We start from the raw sequence: 21,749 nt of genomic DNA, 5'->3' as shown, positions 1-21,749 counted from the left end.
AATGTTTTATACAGTTTTAACCGAAGCCTAGTCGGTTTCTTTTCTCTCCGGCCGGGTAGCGATCAGGCTGGCGGCGATGGAACTTGCCAGGATGCCGCCGATGACCAGCAGTGAAATCGCAGTGGGAATGTGCAGCCATTGCACGACCAGCATCTTGACGCCGACGAACATCAATACAAACGCCAGGCCGAATTTCAGCAGGTGGAAGCGTTCTGCCATGTCCGCCAGCAGGAAGTACAGTGCGCGCAGGCCCATGATGGCGAAGATGTTGGAGGTGAATACGATGAAGGGATCGGTCGTGATCGCAAAGATCGCCGGTATCGAATCCACTGCGAAGATGACGTCCGATATCTCGATCAGGATCAGCACCAGCAGCAACGGCGTGAACAGGCGCTTGCCGCCTTCAACCACGCTGAATTTCTCGGCGCGGAAGCTGTCCGTGAAAGGCAGCAGCTTTTTGGACCAGCGCAGCACCGGATTGGCGTTCAGGTCCGGCTCTTTTTCTGCCGACACCAGCATGCGGAAGCCGGTCACCAGCAGGAATACGCCGAATAGGTAGAGCACCCAGGCAAACTGCGTCACCACCCAGACGCCGGCCAGGATCATTGCAATACGCATGACGATGGCGCCCAGCACGCCGTATAGCAGCACCTTGCGCTGGTATTGCAGCGGCACCGAGAAATGGCCGAAGATCAGCAGGAACACAAATACGTTGTCGACGGACAATGATTTCTCGATGACATAGCCTGCGAGGAATTCCATCGCCTTGGCATCTGCAACAGCCGCGCCTACCGTATCCTTCAGGTAGAGCCACAGGCCGAGGTCGAACAGCAACGCCAGGCTGACCCAGACGCCCGACCACAGCGCAGCCTCTTTCACGCCCACCTTGTGCGAGCGCGAGCCGCCGAGCGCAAATACGTCGAGCAGCAGCATTCCCAGCACAAAGGCGATAAAGACAGCCCACATCCAGGGCTGGGCGATGGTTTGTATCATTGTTGCTTCCGTAAGGTGCAAAGCGGTTTCCCGCCTTGCACCGTGTTAATGGTTCTAATAGTTCTTAATCTTCGCGGCTGACAAAGCCCAATAACTGCAGCAAGCTGATGAACAGGTTGAAGATCGTGATGTACAGGCTGACGGTGGCCATGATGTAGTTGGTCTCGCCGCCGCGGATGATATTGCTGGTTTCAAACAGGATCATGCCGGACATCAGCAAGACCATCACTGCAGAGATCGTCAGCGACAGCGCCGGAATCTGAAAGAAGATCGCACCCAGGCTGGCGACGAAAGCGACCAGTACGCCTATCATCAGGAAGCTGCCGAGGAAGCTGAAATCGCGCTTGCTGATCAGCGCATACGCCGACAGGCCCAGGAAGATCGCACCCGTCATGCCCATCGCGCCCATCACGATGCCGCTGCCGCCAGCCATGCCAAGGTAATGGCTGATGATGGGGCCGAGCGTATAGCCCATGAAGCCTGTCAGTGCGAAGACGAACGCCAGGCCGAGACCGCTGTTGCGGAATTTGGTCGTCAGGAACAGCAGGCCGAAGTAACCGACCAGTGTAATGATGATGCCCGGACCGGGCAAAGCCAGCGCAACGCTGGCAGCGGCCGTCAAAGCACTGAATAACAAGGTCATCGACAGCAGCATATAGGTGTTGCGCAGGACTTTATGGCCTTCGCTCGCACTGCTGTCCGTGTAGTCGACCGTCTGCGCATTGCGCAGGGCGGTACGATTCATATTTAATTTCATGCTTTTCTCCTGAAATGTTGAAAGGCGGCGGAGTGTTGCCTGCTGCTTGTTACCGTTTGCTGCCTTTCACCTTCCCAAAGAAGGTAGTATCAGTGTAGTGGCTGTCGATTCGCAATAAAAGTCGAATATAATTGATAAATACATCGTATAAAACGATGTATATTCTTAAGAGACGATGGATTTGGAACGGATTTGCCATGAGCAACTTGAATTACAAGCATTTGCACTATTTCTGGGTGGTGGCCAAGGCGGGCAGCATCGCGCGCGCCAGCGAACAATTGCACCTGACGCCGCAGACCATCAGCGGGCAGCTCAGCGTGTTTGAAGAAATCCAGGGTGAACAGCTGTTTGAGAAAAGCGGCCGCAACCTGGTGCTGACGGAAGCCGGGCGGCTGGTGCTCAGCTATGCGGAGGAAATTTTTGCGCTTGGGCAGGAGCTGGAAGAGGTCTTGCATCACCGGCCCACCGAGCGCACGGTGCAACTGCGGGTAGGGGTTTCCGACGCAGTGGCGAAGCCGGTGGCATACCGGCTGCTGGAGCCGGCGCTGAGCCTGCCGCAAACCTTGCGCATCAATTGCCGCGAAGGCAAGCTGGAGCATCTGCTGGCGGAACTGGCGGTGCACAAGCTGGATATCGTGATCACCGACAGCCCGATGCCGCCTACCGTTAACGTACGCGGCTTCAACCACTTGCTGGGCGAGTGCGGCATCAGCTTTTTTGCGACCGAGGCGCTGGCGCGGCAGTATGCGCCGGACTTCCCGGCCTGCCTGGATGCGGCGCCCCTGCTGCTGCCCGGCGAGGATTCCGCGCTACGCTCCAAGCTGATGCACTGGATCAATGCGCAGCAACTGCATCCGCGCATTGCCGGCGAGTTTGACGACAGTGCGCTGATGAGCGCATTCGGCCAGGCCGGCGCCGGGTTTTTTGCCGCGCCTTCGGCGATAACCGACATGGTGGTGCGGCAGTATGGCGTCGTGCAGGTGGGCAGTACGGAAGAAATACGCGAACAGTTTTATGCAATTTCAGTACAGCGCAAGCTGACCCATCCTGCGGTACTGGCAATCAGCCGCGCTGCGCAGCAGGACTTGTTTGGCGGCGACCGTTCAAGCTAAGTATCCGGCGTAAAAATCAGCGCAAAAAATCACTGACTACGGCGATCTGTTCCGGCACGTTCAGCGCCGGGGCGTGGCCGCAGCCTGCGACTGTCACCAGCGTTGCCTTCGGCCCGTGTTGCGTCATCTGCTGTGCCGTATCGGCCAGCAACAGGTCTGAATTTTCTCCACGCAGCACCAGCGTCTTGCATGTCAGGCTGTCGTATTCCTTCCAGCGCAGGTAGTCGTTTTCATGCTCGGTAAACTGCATCACCATCCTGGGGTCGTAATGCGGCGTGACCTTGCCGTCCGGCAGGCGGCGTACCGAGCTTTCCGCCAGGCGCCGCCATTGCTCGTCGCTGAGCCAGCCATACGGTGTATATACCTGCCGGAAGTAGTTTTCCAGTTCTGTGACCGTATCAAAGCTGGCCGGTGATCCGGCATAGCTGCGGATGCGGTTGATCGCGGCTTCGGCCAGTTGTGGACCGTTGTCGTTCAGTACCAGGTGGGTGATACGCTCCTTGAGCGGGCCGGCCGCAGCTACCATGCCGATGGCGCCGCCCATTGAGGTGTCTACCCAGCGCATGCTTTGTATCTTTAACTGATCGGCTAACTCCGTCATCAGCTTTGCGTAGAATTCCAGGCAATATTCTTTTTGCGGTTCCGGACTCCATTGCGACAGGCCGCGGCCCAGCATGTCGGGTGCGATGACGTGATAGTCGTTTGCCAGCACTTTGGCAAGATCGTCGAAGTCGCGGCTGGTTCTGGCCAGGCCGTGGCTGAGGATGACGGTAGGGTTTTGCGAGGAGCCCCATTGCAGGTAGTGGAGTTCTTTTTGGTGGATGGTGAGGTAGTGGGAGGTGGGGTGCATAGTCTTGGTGTTTTTTACGATTGCAGGCCGGGGGTGGCCCGGCGGCCACTTACCTTTTTTGCTTCGCCAAAAAAGGTAAGCCAAAAAAGGCGACCGTAGACTTGCCCTACGGGTGACGGCGCTTTGCGCCATCACATTTTGCGCATTACAAAAAATGGGAAACAGACGAAACTCGCCTGCGGCTCAGACAACGTCTGTTTCTGATCCATTTTTTGTAAAGCACAAAATGCTTCGTCCCCAGCGGATGAAGGTCAAAATCAACGGCAACGGCAACGGCAACGGCAACGGCAAATTCAAAACCAGATTGATGGTTTTTCGATGACGCTGCAATTATTTTCTTTGTTGTCGCAACTTGCCGACTATTCCCGTCGGTAAAAAGTATACCGACAATACAAACAGTACGCCCAGCCACAGTAGCCAGCGGTCGGGGTGGAAGAAGTTGGCGATTAGCGGGATGCCTTCCAGACCTCCGTGCAGTAATTTCATGCCGTCCTGCAGATAGTTTTGCGCGATGACGAATAGCGCTGCGCCTATGGCTGCCCCATACATGGACCCAATGCCGCCTATCACCACGATCAGTAGTATATCTATCATGATGTCGAAGCTGAGTACCGTGTCGGGGCCGACGTAGCGTAGCCAAATGGCGTAGAGTGCGCCGGCCAGGCAGGCCAGCAGGGCGGCGAGGCAGTTGCCTACGGTGCGGTAGGTGACGGGATTGAAGCCTATCGCGGCCACGCGGAAGTCGTTTTCGCGGATTGCCTGCAGTACGCGGCCGAAGGGGGAATTGACTATGCGCAGGCAGAACAGGACCAATGCGGTGCTGGCGAAGAAGACGATGTAGTAGGCCAGGATCTTGCCGTTCCAGTCCACGCTCAGCCAGGGCTCTTCCAGGAACTGGGTGCCGGGCGACAGCAGTGCGGGCAGGCTGAAGGTCAGGCCATCTTCGCCGCCGGTATAGTCGGAAAATTGCGAAGCCAGGATGACGAAGAAAGAGGCCAGCGCCAGCGACATCATTGCAAAGAAGATGGTTCTTACCCTGAGCGAAAGCAGGCCCAGCAGCAGCGCCAGCGCCAGGGCTACCAGCATTGCCGCGAGTATGCCCAGTGCCAGCGGAAGCCAGCCGGGTTCGAATCGCGACATCGCGATGCCAACGCCGTAGGCGCCGATACCGAAAAACATCGTATGCGCAAACGATACGATCCCGGTATAGCCCAGCAGCAGGTCATAGCTGGCGGCCAGTACGATAAAGACACAGATCTTGGCGGCGACATTCAGTGCACGGGTGCCAGGGAAAATGAAGGGCGTCAGCAGCAGGCCCAGCAGGACAAGGGCCAGCAGTGCTGTCAGCACGCGGCTGCCCGGCAGGTCGCCGGAGAAAAGTTTTCGTATCATCGAGACGCCACCGGAAACAGGCCCTGCGGCCGCCATAACAGGATCAGCACCATCAGCAGGATGTTGGCGCCCAGCGCGATCTTGGGTGCCAGAAAGCCGACGTAGTTGGCCATCAGCCCTACCAGCAGCGCGCCGGCGAAGCAGCCGCCCACTGAACCGAGGCCGCCTATGATGATGACGATAAAGATCAGCACCATCAGCTGCGCGCCCATCGTTGCGCTGACGGTTTCCTGGTACAGGCCCCATAACACGCCGCCCAGCCCGGCCAGCGCGGAACCGACGACGAAGACGCCGATGAACAGCCTGCGGATCTTGTAGCCCAGCGTTTCCACCATCTCCGGATTCTCCACGCCGGCGCGCACCAGCAGGCCTATCTTGCTGCGGTTCAGCACCAGCCACATGATGGCGAAGATCAGCAGGCCCAGCACCACGGCAATTACACGGAATTTTTCTATCGCGACGTCGCCGAAAATCCAGGCGCCGCGCAGGCTGGCAGGGCGAGGCAGCGCGATTTGCTCCGGCCCCCAGATTGCATGGATCAACTGTTCGGCAATGATCAGGCCACCGGTGGTGATCAGGATCTGCTTCAGGTGCTGCCCGTATACCGGCCTGATCATGATGCGTTCGAACGCCCAGCCCAGCAGGCCGGCGACCAATGCCGCCGCTGCCATCGCTATGCCGATGGCCAGCAGGTTCAGCGCTGCGTTCTCCGCCTGCATCCAGTCGGCCATGGGCAGCAGCACGCTGGTGGCAACGAAGGCGCCAATGGCGATGAATACGCCGTGACCGAAGTTCATCACATCCATCAGGCCGAATACCAGCGTCAGGCCGCTGGCCATGATGAAGATCATCATGCCCATTGCCAGGCCGGCTACTGTCAGCGTGATCCAGGTGGGCAGGTTGGGCACCAGGATCAGACCCGCCAGCATGACCAGCGGGATAACGAACTGCGGCAGTTTCTTGCCCAGGGTATTGTTCAGTATCTGCATCAATGCGCTCCCACGCTGAGGCCCAGCAATCTTTGCTGCAGTTCCGTATCGGCACTGAGCGCCGCCATGCTGCCGCTATGGATGACGCGTCCGGAATCCATCACCGCGACCATGTCGCCCAGTGCTTGTGCTACGGCCAGGTTCTGTTCCACCAGCAGTATCGTCGCGCCCTCTTTTTTCAGCTCACGCAGCGCGGCGATCATGCTGTTGACCATCACCGGCGCCAGTCCCTTGGACGGTTCATCGAACATATAGAGTGTGCGTTTTTCTATGATGGCGCGCGCGATGGCGACCATTTGCTTCTGTCCGCCGGATAATTTGCCGGCCGGCTTGTCCCAGAATTGTTTCAATGCCGGGAACAGGCCGAAGATCCATTCCAGCCTGCGGGTATCCATGGGGCCGGAGCGCGCTGCCAGCAGCATGTTCTCGCGCACGCTGAGGTCGCTGAAAATGCCCATGTTTTCCGGCACATAGCCTATGCCGCACAAGGCGATATCAGCAGTATTGATGCCTTTGATGGAGGCGCCATCCAGCGTCAGTTCGCCAGCGCTGGCCTGCCACAGGCCCATGATGGTACGCAGGGTTGTGCTTTTTCCGGCGCCGTTGCGTCCCAGCAGCATTGTCAGCTGGCCGCGCGCCACATCCAGGTCCACGCCTTGCAGGATGTGGTAGGGGCCGATATGGGTATGCACTGCTTGCAGTTTCAGCAGGACGTCGCTCATGCGGCCACCTCGTCGCTTGCCGCTACGCCCAGGTAGGCTTCCTGCACCACCTTCGATTGCATCACGGCGGCAGGTTCGCCGTCCGCCACCAGTTCGCCCTGGTTGAGCACGATGATGCGGTCGGCCAGCCTTTCGACGACATCCATCTTGTGTTCAACCAGCAGGATGGTCTTGTCGCGCTGCTGCTTGATGGTGGCGATCAGGTCCAGTATCACCGGTGCTTCGTCGTGGCTCATGCCGGCTGTCGGTTCGTCGAACATGAAAACATCCGGCTTCATCGCCAGCAGCAGGCCCACCTCCAGCTTGCGCTGGTCGCCGTGCGGCAGCTCCGCGGCAGGCGTATCGCGCCGGGATGTCAGTGCAATCTGCTCCAGTATCTGTTCCGCTTCTTCTATCAGCACGCGATGTGAAAACCAGGTGGAAAAAATCTGCACGCCGAGCTTGTGCCGCGCCTGTATCGCCAGTCGCACGTTTTCCAGCACCGACAACCGCGGGAACAGGTTGGTCAGCTGGAAGGCACGGCCCAGGCCGCGTTGCGCCCGGCTGGCGGCATTTTCGGAAGTCAGGTCTTGCCCGTGCAGTAGCACCTGGCCGCTGGTGATAGGCAATTGACCGGAGATCAGGTTGAAATACGTCGTTTTTCCGGCGCCGTTAGGGCCGACGATGGCTGTCAGCGTGCCGGGCGAAAATGCGCAGGATACCTGGTTGACGGCAACGTGACCGCCGAAATTGACGGTCAACGCGCGGGTTTCTAAAGAGGTGCTCAAGTGGTCGCCGATGAGTGAAATGGACGATGTGCCTCCCCTCCGGACTGCGAGGCGGGAGGCAAGTCGGAAAAGCGTGTCAGCGCTTGTTCTTGATAGGGATGTTCATATCCTCTATCTTCAGCTCGCGCACCAGTTCCGGCACCCCCCAAGGGAAGGCAGGGTCCACCTTGATCTTGAAGTGGTACATCGATTGCAGCGCCTGGTGATCTTCCTTGCGGAAGACCATTTTCCCCTTGGGCGTCTGGAATTCCATGCCTTCCATGGTCTTGATCAGGTTGTCGGTGCTCAGGTTGTTGCCGGCCTTGGTCAATGCTTCCACTGCCGCTATGCCGGCAGCCATGCCGCCTGCAGTAAAGAAATCAGGCGGCGCCTTGTAGGTTTTGTAGTGATTGGCGACCAGCCATTCGTTGACCGGGTTTTTAGGGATGCCGAAGTAGTAATAAGTCGCGCCTTCCATGCCCGGGAAGTTCTTGTACGCAGCCATTGCCGGCAGGATGTTGCCGCCGGTGGCAATCTCGATGCCGTAGCGTTTCAGGTCCAGGTCGGCAATCTTGAAGGGATTGCCGGCGCCCGCCCAGATGACGAAGATGATCTTGCGGCCCGGCTTGTCCTTGAGGGCATCGATTAGGTGCTGTGCCCCGGCGGTAAAGTCGGTGGTAGTAGTCGGCAGGTATTCTTCATGCACGAGTTTGGCGCCCTTGCCGGACAGGGCTTGTTTGAATGCCTTGACGCCATCCTTACCAAATGCGTAGTCCTGGGCCAGCGTGGCGATGGTGACGCCGGGCTTGTCGAGCGCAACCGCATTGGAGATCGCATCCTGCGAGGAATTGCGGCCGGTGCGGAAAATATAGCGGTTCCATTTTTCGCCGGTGATGGAGTCGGCAACTGCGGGTTCGACGATCAGTATCTTCTTGTATTCCTCGGCGACGGGCAGCATCGCCAGCGCCACGCCGGATGAGGTGGGGCCGATGGCCAAGTCCACCTTGTCGTCGCCATAGGCCTGCGCCAGCAAGGATTTGCCGACGTCGGGCTTGCCCTGGCTGTCTTTTTCTATCAGCACGATCTTGTTGCCGTTCACCATCATCGTGCCCTTGGTCGCATAGTCCAGCCCCATCATCAGGCCGATCTGGGTTTGCTTTGCGTAGGCTTCAAGCGCGCCGGTCTTGTCATAGACATGTGCAATCTTGATGTCTTTGGCAGCGGCGGGCTGGCTGAATGCCGCGATGGAAATGACGGCGGCAATTGCGGTAAGGGCAAAGCGTTTCATTATGTCTCCTGATAATGAGTACTTCTATTCGTCTGATAAAGGGATACAAGGATACAAGGATACAAAAGGAATACACAGGGCAGGAGAGAACATCGCCATGAGCGGCGATGATGGAAAATGCACGCGCGCGACGTATGATGCCGCCCTGCGCGATATTTTCTTCGGGCGGATGTGCTGCCCAGTCTCCAATATTTATTTTTAATTATGTAGTGCAGTTTTCGATACTATATTTGTCAACTAGACAGCACAATACAGTAGAACTACTGGGGTGCAAATGGTATTTGCGGAAGAAAAAAGAGACGGATGGCGCGCCGTCCCTGTAACGGGACGGCGGCTGGAGAGGCTAAGGCAGCTACTTTGCGGCTATTTTGTGAATTGCAGCCCGGCTTCGATAGGAAAGCCTTTGAGGAATTCCGCCACCGGCAGGCGCTTGCCTCCGGGTTTTTGCAACTCGATCAGCTTCAGCACACCGCTGCCGCAGGCAACCAGTACGCCGTCTTGCGGCGTGGCGGCCAATACCTGGCCGCGGGTGTAGCTGCCGGCCTGCAGGTCGGCAGCTTCGGCGTGCCAGATCTTGATGGCGCTGCCTGCGTAGCTGGCGTGGGCGCCGGGGAAAGGGTTGAAGGCACGTATCTTCCGGGCGATGAGCTCTGCGGGTTCGCTGAAATCCAGCGCCGCTTCTTCCTTGCTGATCTTGGAGGCATAGGTCACGCCTTCCTGCGGTTGCGGCGTGGAGTCCAACTCGCCCTGTTGCAGCTTGCGCAGGGCATCCACGATCATGCGGCCGCCCATGGCGGCGAGCGTGTCATGCAGACTGCCTGTGGTGTCGCTGCCGGTGATGGTGATTTTCTCCATGCTGAGCATGGGGCCGGTATCCAGGCCTTCTTCCATTTGCATGATGGTGATGCCGGTTTCGGTGTCGCCGGCTTCTACCGCCCTGTGTATCGGGGCGGCGCCGCGCCAGCGCGGCAGCAGCGAACCGTGGATATTGATGCAGCCCAGGCGCGGGATATCCAGCACCGAACGCGGCAGTATGAGGCCATAAGCCGCAACCACCATGACGTCATGGGGGGTGGCGTGTAGCAAGGCATGCGCATCCTTGGCGATATCGGGATATTTGCCATCCAGCCGCAGCGATACGGGCTGGGCGACAGGGATGTTGTGCTGCAGAGCGAACTGCTTGACGGCAGATGCATGCATCTGCATGCCGCGCCCGGCAGGACGATCCGGCTGGGTCATTACCAGCGGAATTTCAAAACCGGCCTGGTGCAGTGCTTGCAGTGCGACGGCGGCAAATTCCGGTGTGCCGGCAAAGATGACTTTCATCAGCGTACACGCTGCTTGCTGCGGTTTTCTTCGCGTTCTTCTTTCAGCATCTTGGTCTTGATACGGTTGCGCTTCAGCGGCGACAGGTACTCGACGAAGACCTTGCCTTTCAGGTGATCCATCTCATGCTGTATACAAACGGCCAGCAGGCCGTCGGCATGCACTTCAAAAGATTTACCATCTAGGTCCAGCGCCTTTACCTTCACCTCGGCGGGCCGTTCCACACCGTCATAGACGCCGGGCACCGACAGGCAGCCTTCATCGTAAATCCTGGTCTCTTCGCTGGCCCAGACGATCTCGGGATTGATGAACACGCGCAGGTCGCTGTTGGTGTCCGAGGTATCGATGACGATCAGCTGTTCATGGACGTCGACCTGGGATGCGGCAAGGCCGACTCCGGGAGCTTCATACATGGTTTCCGCCATATCGGCGGCCAGTTTTTTCAGGCGTCCGTCAAAAACGGTGACCGGCTTGGCAACTTTATGTAAGCGTGGATCGGGATAACGGAGGATATTTAATATAGACATAAGACATTTCGCAACAACGGATCAGTACAACAAAGCGTTTTTTCTTGCTAGTTCAAGGATTTGTGGGCAGAATTTGATTCAATTTGGCAAGTTTTGCAGGCGCAGGCCTTATCATTTCAGCATCTTTTCGTATGCAGTAGCAGCATTCCATGCATGATAATGTGAATGCAGGCTCTCCGGTACAAAACTGCGGCATGCTCACGCTATGGTATAAGCTGCACATAATTCACCCTGACAGCACCACGACGTACCACGCATCGGACAATATACATGAAAAAGTTTAGCACAATCGCTCTGGTCCTCGCATTTGCCTTTCCGGCGCTGGGCGCTATGCCGGCATTCGCGCAGGATGCTTCAGGTGCTTCGGGCAATCCCGGCAGGACCGCCGGCGGCAAATGCAGTTTCCGGCCGGATGCGCCGGACAAGCATGTTGTGGTCAGGGGAGATACGCTGTGGGGCATCTCCGGAAAATTCCTGGCCAATCCTTGGTGCTGGCCTGAAGTATGGGGCATGAACCGTGAAGAAATCCGCAACCCTCACTGGATCTATCCCGGACAGATCGTGTATTTCGACCGCGTCAATGGCCGCCTGCGCCTGGGCCAGGTCGTCACTGGCGGTGAACCATCCGGCACGACCAGGCTGTCGCCGCAATTGCGCACGCAGGGTCTGGCTGGCGACGCCATTCCGGCGATCCCGTCTAACCTGATCGAGCCTTTCCTGTCGCAGCCGCTGATCATTGAAGAAAATGACTTGCTCACTGCGCCGCGCATCGTGGCGACGCAGGAGGGACGCGTGGTGCTGGCCAAGAATGACAAGGCCTATGTGCGCGGCGACCTGAGAGGCGGCACTTCGTTCCAGGTATTCCGTCCCGGCGTGGCACTGAAAGATCCGGAAACCAAGAAGGTCATCGGCTTTGAAGCGGTGTTTCTGGGAACGGTCAAGTTGGACCGCGTCGCTAAAAGCGCCGACAGCGTCGATACCTTTACGGTTGTCAGCGCCAAGGAGGAGATGACGGTCGGCGACCGGCTGGTGCCTATTCCCCCGACACCGATACTGAATTATGTGCCGCATCCGCCCGAGCAGGCGGTGTCTGCGCGGGTAGTGGCTGTGTATGGCGGCGTGGGCCAGGGCGGGCAAAACAATATTATCAGCATCAACCGCGGCGCGAGCAGCGGTCTGAATCTCGGTACCGTGCTGGAGCTGGGCCGCTTCGGTGAAACGGTGCCGGACCCTACCGACAACAAGAAACCTATCAAGCTGCCTGATGAAAAATACGGCACGCTGTTTATTTTCCGCGTGTTCCAGAATATCTCCTATGGACTGGTCATGCAGGTGACCAATACCGTGCAGATTGGCGATATCGTGGCATCGCCTGAATAGCCTGCGCCGCAGTGCTTGCATCGGAGAACGGCAATACAGCTGAGCTGGCAGACTGGATACGCCTGGAGCAGACTCCGGGTGTAGGCCAGGAGACTGCCCGCAAGCTGCTGGCGGCATTCGGCTTGCCCGCCCAGATATTTGCCGCCGGCTTCACTGCCCTGCGCTCGGTGGTGCCGGACAGGATAGCGCTGCCGCTCAGCGAACCCATCACCCCGCAGATACAGGCGCAGATCGCAAGGACGCTGGACTGGTGCGCGCAGCCCGGCAACCAGGCGCTGACGCTGGCCGATGCCGGCTACCCGCCCGCTTTGCTGAATATTCCTGATCCGCCCGTCATCCTGTACGTCAAAGGCCGCGCGGCGTTGCTGGAAGCGGCGTCCATTGCCGTGGTGGGCAGCCGCAATGCAACGGTCCAGGGCGTAGGCAATGCCGAGAAATTTTCCGAATCGCTGAGCAAGGGCGGCTGGACCATCGTCTCCGGCCTTGCCGTCGGCATAGACGCGGCAGCCCACCATGGCGGCCTGCGCGGGCCTGGTTCGACGGTCGCCGTGATCGGCACCGGCGCCGACATCGTCTATCCCGCACGCAACCGCGCACTGGCACACCTGATTGCTGAAGGGGGCTGCATCGTAAGTGAGTACCCGCTAGGCATGCCGGCGATTGCTGCTAACTTTCCGCGCCGCAACCGCATTATCTCCGGTCTGGCCAAAGGTGTTCTTGTGGTGGAGGCGGCGGCCCAGTCCGGCTCGCTGATTACCGCCCGCATGGCCGCCGAACAGGGGCGGGAGGTGTTTGCGATACCGGGGTCGATCCATTCGCCGCTGGCCAAGGGCTGCCACCTGCTGATCAAGCAGGGCGCCAAGCTGGTGGAGTCGGCGCAGGATATCCTGGATGAATTGCTGGCGGGGCCGGCGTTGCCTGTCCGGAAACCGCCCGCCCAACTTGCGCTGGTGGAGAGCGATCATCCGCTGCTTGCGTTGATGGGGTATGATCCGGCCCACATTGATACGCTGGCGCTACGATCAGGGCTGGATATCGCGGAATTGAATACGCAATTACTGAACCTGGAGCTGGACGGCATAATCGAGCACTTGCCGGGTGCTAACTACAGGCGAATCGCATAGTTGGAGCAGATCTCTCCGCAGTCGTGCGGTATGTAAAGCGTGCGTTGTAACATATTGTATTGCCTGTGTGGCCGATGCATTCGCGCAGTAAGATGGCAGGGCAAAGTTCGTCGCTTATTCCATCTTTAAGGGATGTAAATATGGACAGAATAGCGCTCTAATCGGAAGTATTTTCCTTAACGGCAAGCTCCCTTGGGGCTTGTTTCAAAACGCCCTTGGGGATACAGTGACAGTATGTTTGATATTCTTGTATACCTCTACGAAACGTATTACCGTCCAGACGCTTGTCCGGACGCAGAAGCCTTAGCCAAAAAATTGTCGGCGGTCGGTTTTGAGGAGGATGAAATCTCCGAAGCGCTGGACTGGTTGACTGTATTGGCGGACAACACCAACGGCCTGGCCGCAAAATTGCCTGAAGCAGCTCCATTTTCTACCGGATTCCGTGTCTACGCCCAACAGGAAATTGCCATCCTTGGCGCGCCTGCAATGGGTTTTATTCAGTTTCTGGAATCGGCGGGATTGCTTAATCCGCAACAACGCGAGATTGTCATTGAGCGCTCGCTCGCCATCAACGAATCCCCTGTTCCATTGGATAAGGTCAAAGTGATTGTGCTGATGATGCTGTGGAGCCAGGGCAAAGAACCCGACATGCTGATGTTTGACGAATTGCTGCTGTCAGACGACGAAAGCGAACCCCGGCTGTTGCATTAACGCAACTTGGCGAAACGGCCCCTGTTGCAATGCCGGTGACTACCCCCACGTGTTTTGTGTCCTTGGCTCCGGCAATCATTCCTTGTATGTAACATTTCATTGCCGACAGCCTTTAAAAGGCCTGTAAACGTGGCAAAAAGCACATGCCGATTGCGAATTTCCGGTTAACGCGTTTATCATCCCCGCTAAATTTCCCTATTTAGGGTAGTCTTACGCTTATTTTGGGCTGTCAGTCCATTTTGTTGTTTTTAAGATACTTGTCGTTGTCTAAAATAATGAAGCGCCACAAAGGCGTGCTCTCTATTTGATAAATTGGCAATCAATAACAACGTGGTGATTAAAACAGTCATCATAAGCATTGACTCAGCAACAATAAAAACAAGCCGGCAGTTTTGCTAAAGAACCAATCGAGATCTCACACTATGACCAAAACCCTCATCATCGCCGAGAAGCCCTCCGTCGCCAATGATATAGCGAAGACCCTGGGCGGCTTTACCAAGCACGATGAGTATTTCGAGTCCGACGAATACGTCCTGTCATCCGCCGTCGGCCATTTGCTGGAAATCGCGGTGCCGGAAGAATATGACGTCAAGCGCGGCAAGTGGACATTCACCCATCTGCCGATGATTCCGCCGCATTTTGCGCTGAACCCGATCGCCAAGACCGAGTCCAGGCTGAAGGTGCTGAACAAGCTGATCAAGCGCAAGGACGTGTCCGCGCTGATCAACGCATGTGATGCGGGCCGCGAAGGTGAGCTGATTTTCCGCCTGATTGCGCAGCATGCGAAGGCGAAGCAGCCGGTCAGCCGCCTGTGGCTGCAGTCGATGACGCCGGGTGCGATACGCGACGGCTTCAAGCACCTGCGTACCGACGATGAAATGCTGCCGCTGGCCGATGCGGCCCGCTGCCGTTCCGAAGCCGACTGGCTGATCGGCATCAATGGCACCCGCGCGATGACGGCGTTCAACTCCAAGGAAGGCGGTTTTTACCTGACCACCGTGGGCCGCGTGCAGACGCCGACCCTGTCCATCGTCGTGGAGCGTGAAGAAAAGATCAAGAGCTTCGTCTCCCGCGATTTTTGGGAAGTGCGCGCGGAATTCGTCTGCGCGGCCGGTATCTATGAAGGCCGCTGGCTGGACCACCAGTTCAAGAAGGATGAGTTCGACCCCGAAAGGCGCGCCGAACGCCTGTGGAGCAAGGCTGCGGCCGAGTCCATCGTATCGGCCTGCCGGGGCAAGCTGGGCAATGTCACCGAAGAGTCCAAGCCGGCCACGCAAATGGCGCCTGCGCTGTTCGACCTGACCAGCCTGCAGCGCGAAGCCAACTCGCGCTTCGGGTTTTCTGCCAAGAACACGCTGGGACTGGCGCAAGCCTTGTATGAAAAGCACAAGGTGCTGACTTATCCGCGTACCGATTCCCGCCATCTGCCGGAAGACTACCTGAGCACGGTCAACGACACGCTGGAAGCAGTGTCCGAGAACAATAACTACCACCAGTTCGCCAAGCAGATCCTGAAAAGCAACTGGGTCAAGCCGAACAAGCGTATTTTCGACAACACCAAGATCAGTGATCACTTTGCGATCATCCCGACTACGCAAGTGCCGAAGAACCTGTCCGAGCCTGAGCAAAAGCTGTATGACCTGGTAACGCGCCGCTTTATGTCAGTGTTTTTCCCGGCCGCAGAATTCCAGGTGACCACGCGGATTACCGAAGTGTCCGGCCATCAGTTCAAGACCGAAGGCAAGGTCATGACCAATCCGGGCTGGCTGGCGATCTACGGCAAGGAAGTGCAGGATGAAAAAGATCCTGAAAACAAGGGCAACTTGGTGGCGGTCGCCAAGGGCGAAAAAGTAAAGACGGAATCTATCGTCGCAAACGGCCTGGTGACCAAACCGCCTGCACGCTATTCGGAGGCGACGCTGTTGTCCGCCATGGAAGGCGCCGGCAAGCTGGTCGACGATGAAGACCTGCGCGAAGCGATGGCCGGCAAGGGGCTGGGCACGCCGGCAACGCGCGCCGCGATCATCGAAGGCCTGCTGAACGAGAAATACCTGCTGCGCGAAGGCCGCGAACTGATGCCTACCGCCAAAGCCTTCCAGCTGATGACGCTGTTGCGCGGCCTGGGCGTGGATGAACTGACCTCACCCGAGTTGACCGGCGAATGGGAATACAAGCTGTCGCAAATGGAACGCGGCAAGATCAGCCGTGAAGAATTCATGCGCGAAATTGCACAGATGACGCAGATCATCGTCAAACGCGCCAAGGAATACAACAACGATACGATCCCCGGCGATTATGCAACGCTGAAAACGCCCTGCCCTAATTGTGGTGGCGTGGTGAAGGAAAACTATCGCCGCTTTGCCTGCACCAAATGTGAATTCTCAATGAGCAAGACGCCGGGCAGCCGCCAGTTTGAAGTGGCCGAGGTTGAAGAATTGCTGAACAAGCGCGAGATCGGTCCTTTGCAAGGTTTCCGCTCCAAGATGGGCCGGCCTTTTGCGGCGATATTGAAAATCGTGCCGGATGCCGACAACAGCAATATGAAGCTGGAGTTTGATTTCGGCCAGAGCCAGGATGAGGGCGAGGACGGTGAAGGCGTCGATTTCACCGGCCACACCGCATTGGGGCCTTGCCCAAAATGCGGCAACGGCGTCTACGAGATGGCCTTGTCTTACGTGTGCGAGAAATCCGTTTCCAAGCCCAAGACCTGCGATTTCCGCAGTGGACGCATCATCCTGCAGCAGGAAATCTTACCGGAGCAGATGTCCAAGTTGCTCAACGAAGGCAAGACAGATCTGCTGCCGGGCTTTGTTTCGCAACGCACACGCCGTCCGTTCAAGGCGTTTTTAGTACGCGGCAAGGATGGCAAGGTCAGTTTCGAATTTGAGGAGCGCAAGGCCAAGGCGCCAGCCAAAGGCAAGGCTGCCGCGGCGGAACCTGAAACCGAAGAAGAAAAAACGGCCAAAAAACCGGCCGCGCGTGCGACTGCCGTAAAAGCGGTAAAGGCGCCTGCAAAAACTGCCGCCGCCAAAAAGCCCGCCGCCAAAAAACCGGCAGCCAAAAAGAAAGCGGCAGCCTGAGTCGGGTACAGCGAAGGCCGGTGGTATAGGCCTTCGCTGCAACTTTGCTGGCAAAAGCCCGGGCATTTCGTTTATAGTTTACAGATATTCCATATTGGGAGCTGTTGTTACATTGGTCTGGCCGGAAGTTGCGGCCTATCGTCGCCGACGACACTGCCGTTTGGTCAATGCGGTAAGGCCGGCGCAAAAAGCGCTTCAGTAAGCCTCATGTCGCCAGAAAGCGATAAGGATCAACATGGATTTGAATCAGTTGTTGGCGACCACGCGCGCTGAATTCCTCCGGACATTTGTGGACGCGGTCAATAACTCCCTTCCGCATGCAATTGAGGGCTTGTATACGAAAGCGGACCAGAGCCGCTCCTCCATCGAGCAGGGTTGGGTACTGACTGCCCGCAGCGTATTGCGGGTCAGGCAGGAACAGCTGGTGCAGCAGATGCGCAAGGAAATGGAGCATCTGCTAAACCGCAGTTTCCAGACTACCTATAACAACTTTCGTCCCACCGTCGCCTTCCAGAGCGACACGCTGGCGCTGATCGAGTCTTCCGTGATGGAGGATGAACTCCGCATTAACCAGATCACCCAGAATTTCCGTAATGAAGCAGAAGAGCAATTACGCGATCTGAATATCCGCATCGCGTTGCTATTTGAGCAGGACTCGATCAACGAGAGGGAAAACCCTTTCCGCCCCTACCTTTTTTCACGCTGCATTGCCAAATCCGTGGAAAGCCTGGAACAAAGCGAAGCTTTGAATGCGATTCTGGTGGCGCAACTGGCGGAAGTGCTGGCGCCTCACATGGTGGATATCTACAACAGCGTAAACTCGCAGCTGGCTAAGCATGGCATTGCTGCACAATTGCAGCTGAAGATAAAGAAATCCCCTACCCAGCCGGGCGTTTCTGCACCGTACCAGGCGGATGAGGTGCTGGCCGACGACATCGTTGCCGGGGCGGCAGCTGCAATGCCGGGCATGCGCGGCAGCGGCGGCGGCGCCGGATACGGCGGAGCGGCAGACGGACAAGGGGCCGCAGGACAATATGAAATTGGCGGCAAACAATACGATATAGATTCGCGTGTGCTGTCGTCGGATACGCCCAAGGGCAGGGTGGATCAGTTGCTGGATTCGGTGCGCGTGATGGCGGGCGGCATCGTCGGCTCTCTGCCTGGGCGCGCCGCGTCGGCGGAGGCAGGGGCGGATGCGGGAGTGAGCTCCCCCGTCGCAGGTGAAGCGCATGCGTCCGGCAAGTCGGGCTGGCTGGGTAGCGGCCAGGTGGTCGGCGACGTACTGCGCAGGTTTTTCTCGGATGGCGCCGCGAGCTGGCAATCCAAGGTAGCAAACCACCTCAGCGACAGCGCGTCCCTGGGCGACTCTCCGTTTCCAAATTCGCAGCTGAACTATGACGGCGGCCTGACCGCATCTACGACGCAACGGGCAGACACCGTGCTGACAGGCTCGGTGCGCCAGTTGCAAAACTCGCATACGCCGGCGACAGAGCAAATGCTGGACCAGCATGGTGAGGTACGTAACCTCATCCTGGAACGGCGTTCGCAGCTCAATAGCGAAGCCAAGAGCATTGACGAGCAGATGACGATCGATATCGTCGCGATGCTGTTCGAATTCATCCTGCGCGATACGCAAGTGCCGGCTGAAGTGCGGGCCCAGTTGGGCCGGCTGCAATTCCTGGTGCTGAAGATGGCGCTGCGTGACCCCACACTGCTGACACAGAAGGGACATCCGGTACGCTTGCTGGTGAATCGCATCGGTTCGATCTCGCTGGGCTTGAAGCAGCTGGACCCCGGCGGCACGCAGCTGACCAAGGAGATCGTCAGGATAGTCGCCACGCTGCTGGATGACGAGACTGAGGATTCGGCAATGTTCGCCAAGGCACTAGACGAACTGGATGCGTTTATCGCTCATGAATTACGCGCCCGCAATAATGTGGAAAGCACCGTGCAGGCGGTGGAGCAGGCGCAGAATCGTACTTTGCGCTTTGCCCACACCACCGCGCAAATGGCGCAGGCGCTGGCTGACCTGACCATTGATCCTTATCTGCAGGGCTTCCTGCAAAATGACTGGGTGCATGCGATTGAGCACGCTGACCGCAGCGATGCCAAGCGCGCCCGCCGCTTCCGCCTGCTAGTGCCTGACCTGTTATGGAGTATCGTGCCGAAACTGACGGCGGATGAGCGCAGCCAGCTGTTTGCCTTGCTGCCCATCATCCTGAATACGTTGCGCGAAGGGCTGGGGCTGATGGGCTGGGATTCCGCCCGGCAGCAGGGTTTGCTGAACTGGCTGGTGGATGCGCACACCAGCGCATTGAAGGCAACGCCGAATGCGCGGACATCACCGCCCCTGCCTGTGATACATACGCATTTCAGCAAGTTCATCGATAACCCGGAGGCAAGCACAGGACTGGCGCTTGCTCCGGACAGCGCAGAGAACCGCCAATTCCTGGATGATGCAATCAAGGAAATGAATATCGAGGTGCAGTGGATAGACCGGATACTGGAAGATGACCAGGAACTGGCGGCTGACGCACCCGAAAAGGACGATGCGGCAAGCCGGGAGGCGGACGAGGCGACTGTCATGCAAAGGTTGCAAAACGGCGTTGCGCTGGAGATCAACCTCGGCGGCAAGCCCGGCCTGGGCCGCCTCAGCTGGGTGGATCCGCAGTTGTCCAGTCTGGTTCTGACCTTGGATGGGCAGTCAGCGCCATCCATGGTCAGCGTGCAGATGTTCCGCCGCCTGATCGACCATGGCCGTGTGCGCTTCCTGGAAGCTGAGCCGCTGTTTGAGCGCGCGGTGCAGTCGCTGCTGCAATCTGCCGATAGCATGAATTCTGCCGCGCAGTGATTTATTGATGTAAGGAAACCGCGTGCTTGGGCGACTGATTCACTTCAGCCTCGGCAAATCCTGTTGTTGCCGGCTTTGGCGCGGCACTGCCGATGAGCAGAGGGCATTGCAGAGGATAAACATGCGCAGACAAAATCAATACCACAACATTTTTGCGGCAAATATTCTGTTAAGCGCCTCCATCTTCACGTGCGGCGCGGTATATGCGCAGGCACCCGCTGCACCGGCACCGGCATTGAAGCTGGATGAGAATACGGTGGCAACCATAGAGCTGCCTTTGCTGGCGGGCTGGTACCAGGGCAATCTGGTTCACTATATTTCCACCGATATGTCGGACCGGGACATGGCGCAGCAGACTGCCACCAATTACGTGCCCCGCCTGAAGCATGCGTTGCGTGCACCGGTGCCGGGCCAGCCTTCAGCAGTAGACCGTGTATATAAATTCCCCAATTTCAACCAGGGCAGCGTGTTCCCGTCCGCACCCCAGCCGGCAGGCTATGCCAGCACCAGCGCAGAATATACGCCTTTATGGGTGGTCTATATGGTGAGCTGGCTGCCGGGAACCAAACCCCGGGTACTGCGCTCGGAGGAGGAGGTACTGGATGCGGAAGAGAAAAAGCTGGTGAGCATACAGGCGACCGATATCGTCGTGAACTGCCCTATTCTGTTTGCCGTGAAAGACGGCAAGCTGCAAGAGTTCACTATACATATCCAGAAACCCTGAGCCTGCCGCCGGTCGGCAGGTTTAGTCCTTGCCGGCTTCAATATCTGGCTCAAAGAAGCACCATTTAGCCTGGGGCCAGGTTTGCTGTATGCTTTCCTCGACCTCGTTGATCGCATGCACCAGCGCCAGGTCGGATTCCTGGCGGCGCATCTTGGCCTGGACTGCCACCATCAACTGTTCACCCCATTGCAGCGTAATCAAGTTGATCACTGATTCCACGTGCGGGTGCGCCTCTATATGCGCCTTGATTGCATCGTTGACTTCCGGTGCGGCAGATTCTCCGGTGATCATGGCTTTGACTTCGCGCGTAACGAAGAAGGCTACGATCATCAGCAATATACCCACGACGATGGAACCTACGGCATCCCAGACCGGGTTGCCGGTGACCACGGCCAGCACGACGGCCGTAAAAGCGACTGCCAGGCCTGCCAGCGCCGCAATATCTTCGCCGGCGACGACCATCAGTTCCGACTGGCGGGTTTCACGGAACCACCTGATGAAAGACTTGCCCTGGGAAATTTTGTTGATTTCTTTCATCGCACCGTAGAGCGAGAAAGCCTCCAGCGTGACTGAAATGCCCAGCACGGCCAGCGCGACCAGCGGGTTTTTCAGGGGTTCAGTATGTTTCAGCCTTTCTACGCCCTCCATTACCGAGAATGCGCCGCCCAGGAAAAACAGCAGCAAAGCGACCATCATTGCCCAGAAATAGACGACGCGGCCATAGCCCATAGGGTGGGAAGCGCTTGGCGGGCGTTTGGCTTCTTTCAGGCCCAGCAGCAGGAATACCTGGTTGACGCAGTCCGCCAGCGAATGGATGGCCTCTGCCAGCATGGCGCCGGAACCGGTAAATGCAGCTGCGCCGAACTTTGCCACAGCAATGCCGCCATTGGCGCCGAGAGCATAAAAGATAGCCTTGGTAGAGCCTTCATTATTGGATGACATGGGTATCTAGATATAAGTGAGAAGTCAGCGGATAAGGTAAGGGATAAACATAACGGCTTCTTCACAATCTTGCAATAAATCTAATCAGTGAAAATAGTTTATAAAAAAGCTTGCCAAGTTTGGATGAGGCTTGCTATAGTTCGGCTCCCGTCGAGGCAAGCAGCAAATAACGCGAAAGGGACAGCGGGAAGTTGGGCTGTTTTTGAGCGGGATGAGTGGGCAAGTGAAGACGGAA

At 57.6% G+C, this 21,749-nt stretch carries 19 protein-coding genes; 8 read left to right on the top strand and 11 right to left on the bottom strand.

The genetic code is table 11. The features are described from left to right. Positions 1–27: 27 nt before the first annotated feature. Both ACO0LO_RS27920 and ACO0LO_RS27915 read right to left on the bottom strand, forming a co-directional pair. The gene (locus ACO0LO_RS27920) at positions 28–993 is read right to left on the bottom strand and encodes a TerC family protein (RefSeq protein WP_422969631.1); all 966 of its coding nucleotides are present in this window, start codon (positions 991–993) and stop codon (positions 28–30) included. Positions 994–1,057: 64 nt separating this feature from the next. Continuing rightward, a complete protein-coding gene (locus tag ACO0LO_RS27915; protein WP_422969681.1) occupies positions 1,058–1,738 on the bottom strand; it encodes a Bax inhibitor-1/YccA family protein in 681 nt (226 codons plus the stop codon). A gap of 209 nt (positions 1,739–1,947) precedes the next feature. Between ACO0LO_RS27915 and nhaR the strand changes: the two genes are divergently transcribed. Next, positions 1,948–2,862: a transcriptional activator NhaR gene (gene nhaR, locus ACO0LO_RS27910; RefSeq protein WP_422969629.1), complete on the top strand. Its 915-nt coding sequence runs from the start codon at positions 1,948–1,950 to the stop codon at positions 2,860–2,862. 16 nt (positions 2,863–2,878) lie between these two features. Here the strand turns inward: nhaR and ACO0LO_RS27905 are convergent, their stop codons facing one another. From ACO0LO_RS27905 to ACO0LO_RS27880, 6 genes are all read right to left on the bottom strand, one after another. Next, positions 2,879–3,712, bottom strand: a complete 834-nt coding sequence (locus ACO0LO_RS27905) for an alpha/beta fold hydrolase (protein ID WP_422969627.1) — start codon at positions 3,710–3,712, stop codon at positions 2,879–2,881. Positions 3,713–4,042: 330 nt separating this feature from the next. Next, positions 4,043–5,104: a branched-chain amino acid ABC transporter permease gene (locus tag ACO0LO_RS27900; protein ID WP_422969625.1), complete on the bottom strand. Its 1,062-nt coding sequence runs from the start codon at positions 5,102–5,104 to the stop codon at positions 4,043–4,045. Further along, a complete protein-coding gene (locus tag ACO0LO_RS27895) occupies positions 5,101–6,093 on the bottom strand; it encodes a branched-chain amino acid ABC transporter permease (RefSeq protein ID WP_422969624.1) in 993 nt (330 codons plus the stop codon). Before ACO0LO_RS27895 ends, ACO0LO_RS27900 begins: the two co-directional genes overlap by 4 nt. After that, positions 6,093–6,815 carry an ABC transporter ATP-binding protein gene (locus ACO0LO_RS27890; protein ID WP_422969622.1) on the bottom strand — a complete coding sequence of 241 codons (723 nt, stop codon included), beginning with the start codon at positions 6,813–6,815 and terminating at the stop codon, positions 6,093–6,095. The genes ACO0LO_RS27895 and ACO0LO_RS27890 overlap by 1 nt, the downstream gene beginning before the upstream one ends. After that, complete coding sequence (locus tag ACO0LO_RS27885) at positions 6,812–7,582, bottom strand: ABC transporter ATP-binding protein (protein WP_422969620.1); 771 nt, start codon at positions 7,580–7,582, stop codon at positions 6,812–6,814. The genes ACO0LO_RS27890 and ACO0LO_RS27885 overlap by 4 nt, the downstream gene beginning before the upstream one ends. Positions 7,583–7,658: 76 nt before the next feature. After that, entirely contained in the window at positions 7,659–8,849 is a 1,191-nt protein-coding gene (locus ACO0LO_RS27880; RefSeq protein ID WP_422969618.1) for a substrate-binding domain-containing protein, read from the bottom strand. 1 nt (position 8,850) lies between these two features. Between ACO0LO_RS27880 and ACO0LO_RS27875 the strand changes: the two genes are divergently transcribed. Beyond that, positions 8,851–9,051: a hypothetical protein gene (locus tag ACO0LO_RS27875; protein ID WP_422969616.1), complete on the top strand. Its 201-nt coding sequence runs from the start codon at positions 8,851–8,853 to the stop codon at positions 9,049–9,051. A gap of 161 nt (positions 9,052–9,212) precedes the next feature. Here the strand turns inward: ACO0LO_RS27875 and fmt are convergent, their stop codons facing one another. Both fmt and def read right to left on the bottom strand, forming a co-directional pair. After that, the gene (fmt, locus tag ACO0LO_RS27870) at positions 9,213–10,175 is read right to left on the bottom strand and encodes a methionyl-tRNA formyltransferase (protein WP_422969614.1); all 963 of its coding nucleotides are present in this window, start codon (positions 10,173–10,175) and stop codon (positions 9,213–9,215) included. After that, on the bottom strand, positions 10,175–10,702 hold the full coding sequence (def, locus tag ACO0LO_RS27865) for a peptide deformylase (RefSeq protein WP_422969612.1): 528 nt from the start codon (positions 10,700–10,702) through the stop codon (positions 10,175–10,177). The genes fmt and def overlap by 1 nt, the downstream gene beginning before the upstream one ends. Before the next feature lie 270 nt (positions 10,703–10,972). Here def and ACO0LO_RS27860 point away from each other — a divergent pair, with 270 nt between their 5' ends. The 6 genes from ACO0LO_RS27860 to ACO0LO_RS27835 all read left to right on the top strand — a co-directional run bounded on the left by ACO0LO_RS27860 (position 10,973) and on the right by ACO0LO_RS27835 (position 20,572). Then, positions 10,973–12,082 carry a LysM peptidoglycan-binding domain-containing protein gene (locus ACO0LO_RS27860; protein ID WP_422969610.1) on the top strand — a complete coding sequence of 370 codons (1,110 nt, stop codon included), beginning with the start codon at positions 10,973–10,975 and terminating at the stop codon, positions 12,080–12,082. Between the two features lie 11 nt (positions 12,083–12,093). Beyond that, on the top strand, positions 12,094–13,206 hold the full coding sequence (gene dprA / locus ACO0LO_RS27855; RefSeq protein ID WP_422969608.1) for a DNA-processing protein DprA: 1,113 nt from the start codon (positions 12,094–12,096) through the stop codon (positions 13,204–13,206). 234 nt (positions 13,207–13,440) lie between these two features. Continuing rightward, on the top strand, positions 13,441–13,917 hold the full coding sequence (locus ACO0LO_RS27850; RefSeq protein ID WP_422969606.1) for a DUF494 family protein: 477 nt from the start codon (positions 13,441–13,443) through the stop codon (positions 13,915–13,917). Positions 13,918–14,339: 422 nt separating this feature from the next. Beyond that, on the top strand, positions 14,340–16,997 hold the full coding sequence (locus tag ACO0LO_RS27845; RefSeq protein ID WP_422969604.1) for a DNA topoisomerase III: 2,658 nt from the start codon (positions 14,340–14,342) through the stop codon (positions 16,995–16,997). A gap of 235 nt (positions 16,998–17,232) precedes the next feature. Further along, the gene (locus ACO0LO_RS27840; RefSeq protein ID WP_422969602.1) at positions 17,233–19,848 is read left to right on the top strand and encodes a DUF1631 family protein; all 2,616 of its coding nucleotides are present in this window, start codon (positions 17,233–17,235) and stop codon (positions 19,846–19,848) included. A gap of 121 nt (positions 19,849–19,969) precedes the next feature. After that, positions 19,970–20,572: a DUF7482 domain-containing protein gene (locus tag ACO0LO_RS27835; RefSeq protein WP_422969600.1), complete on the top strand. Its 603-nt coding sequence runs from the start codon at positions 19,970–19,972 to the stop codon at positions 20,570–20,572. Between the two features lie 21 nt (positions 20,573–20,593). Here ACO0LO_RS27835 and ACO0LO_RS27830 read toward each other — a convergent pair whose 3' ends face one another. Next, positions 20,594–21,514, bottom strand: coding sequence for a cation diffusion facilitator family transporter (locus ACO0LO_RS27830; protein ID WP_422969598.1), 921 nt, complete (start codon positions 21,512–21,514; stop codon positions 20,594–20,596). Positions 21,515–21,749: the final 235 nt, after the last annotated feature.

Origin of the sequence: Undibacterium sp. TJN25 (assembly GCF_049339885.1) — a bacterium.
Classification (GTDB): Bacteria; Pseudomonadota; Gammaproteobacteria; order Burkholderiales; family Burkholderiaceae_D; genus Undibacterium.
The sequence above is the reverse complement of the archived record's forward strand: the minus strand, read 5'-3'. Positions and strand labels throughout refer to the sequence as shown.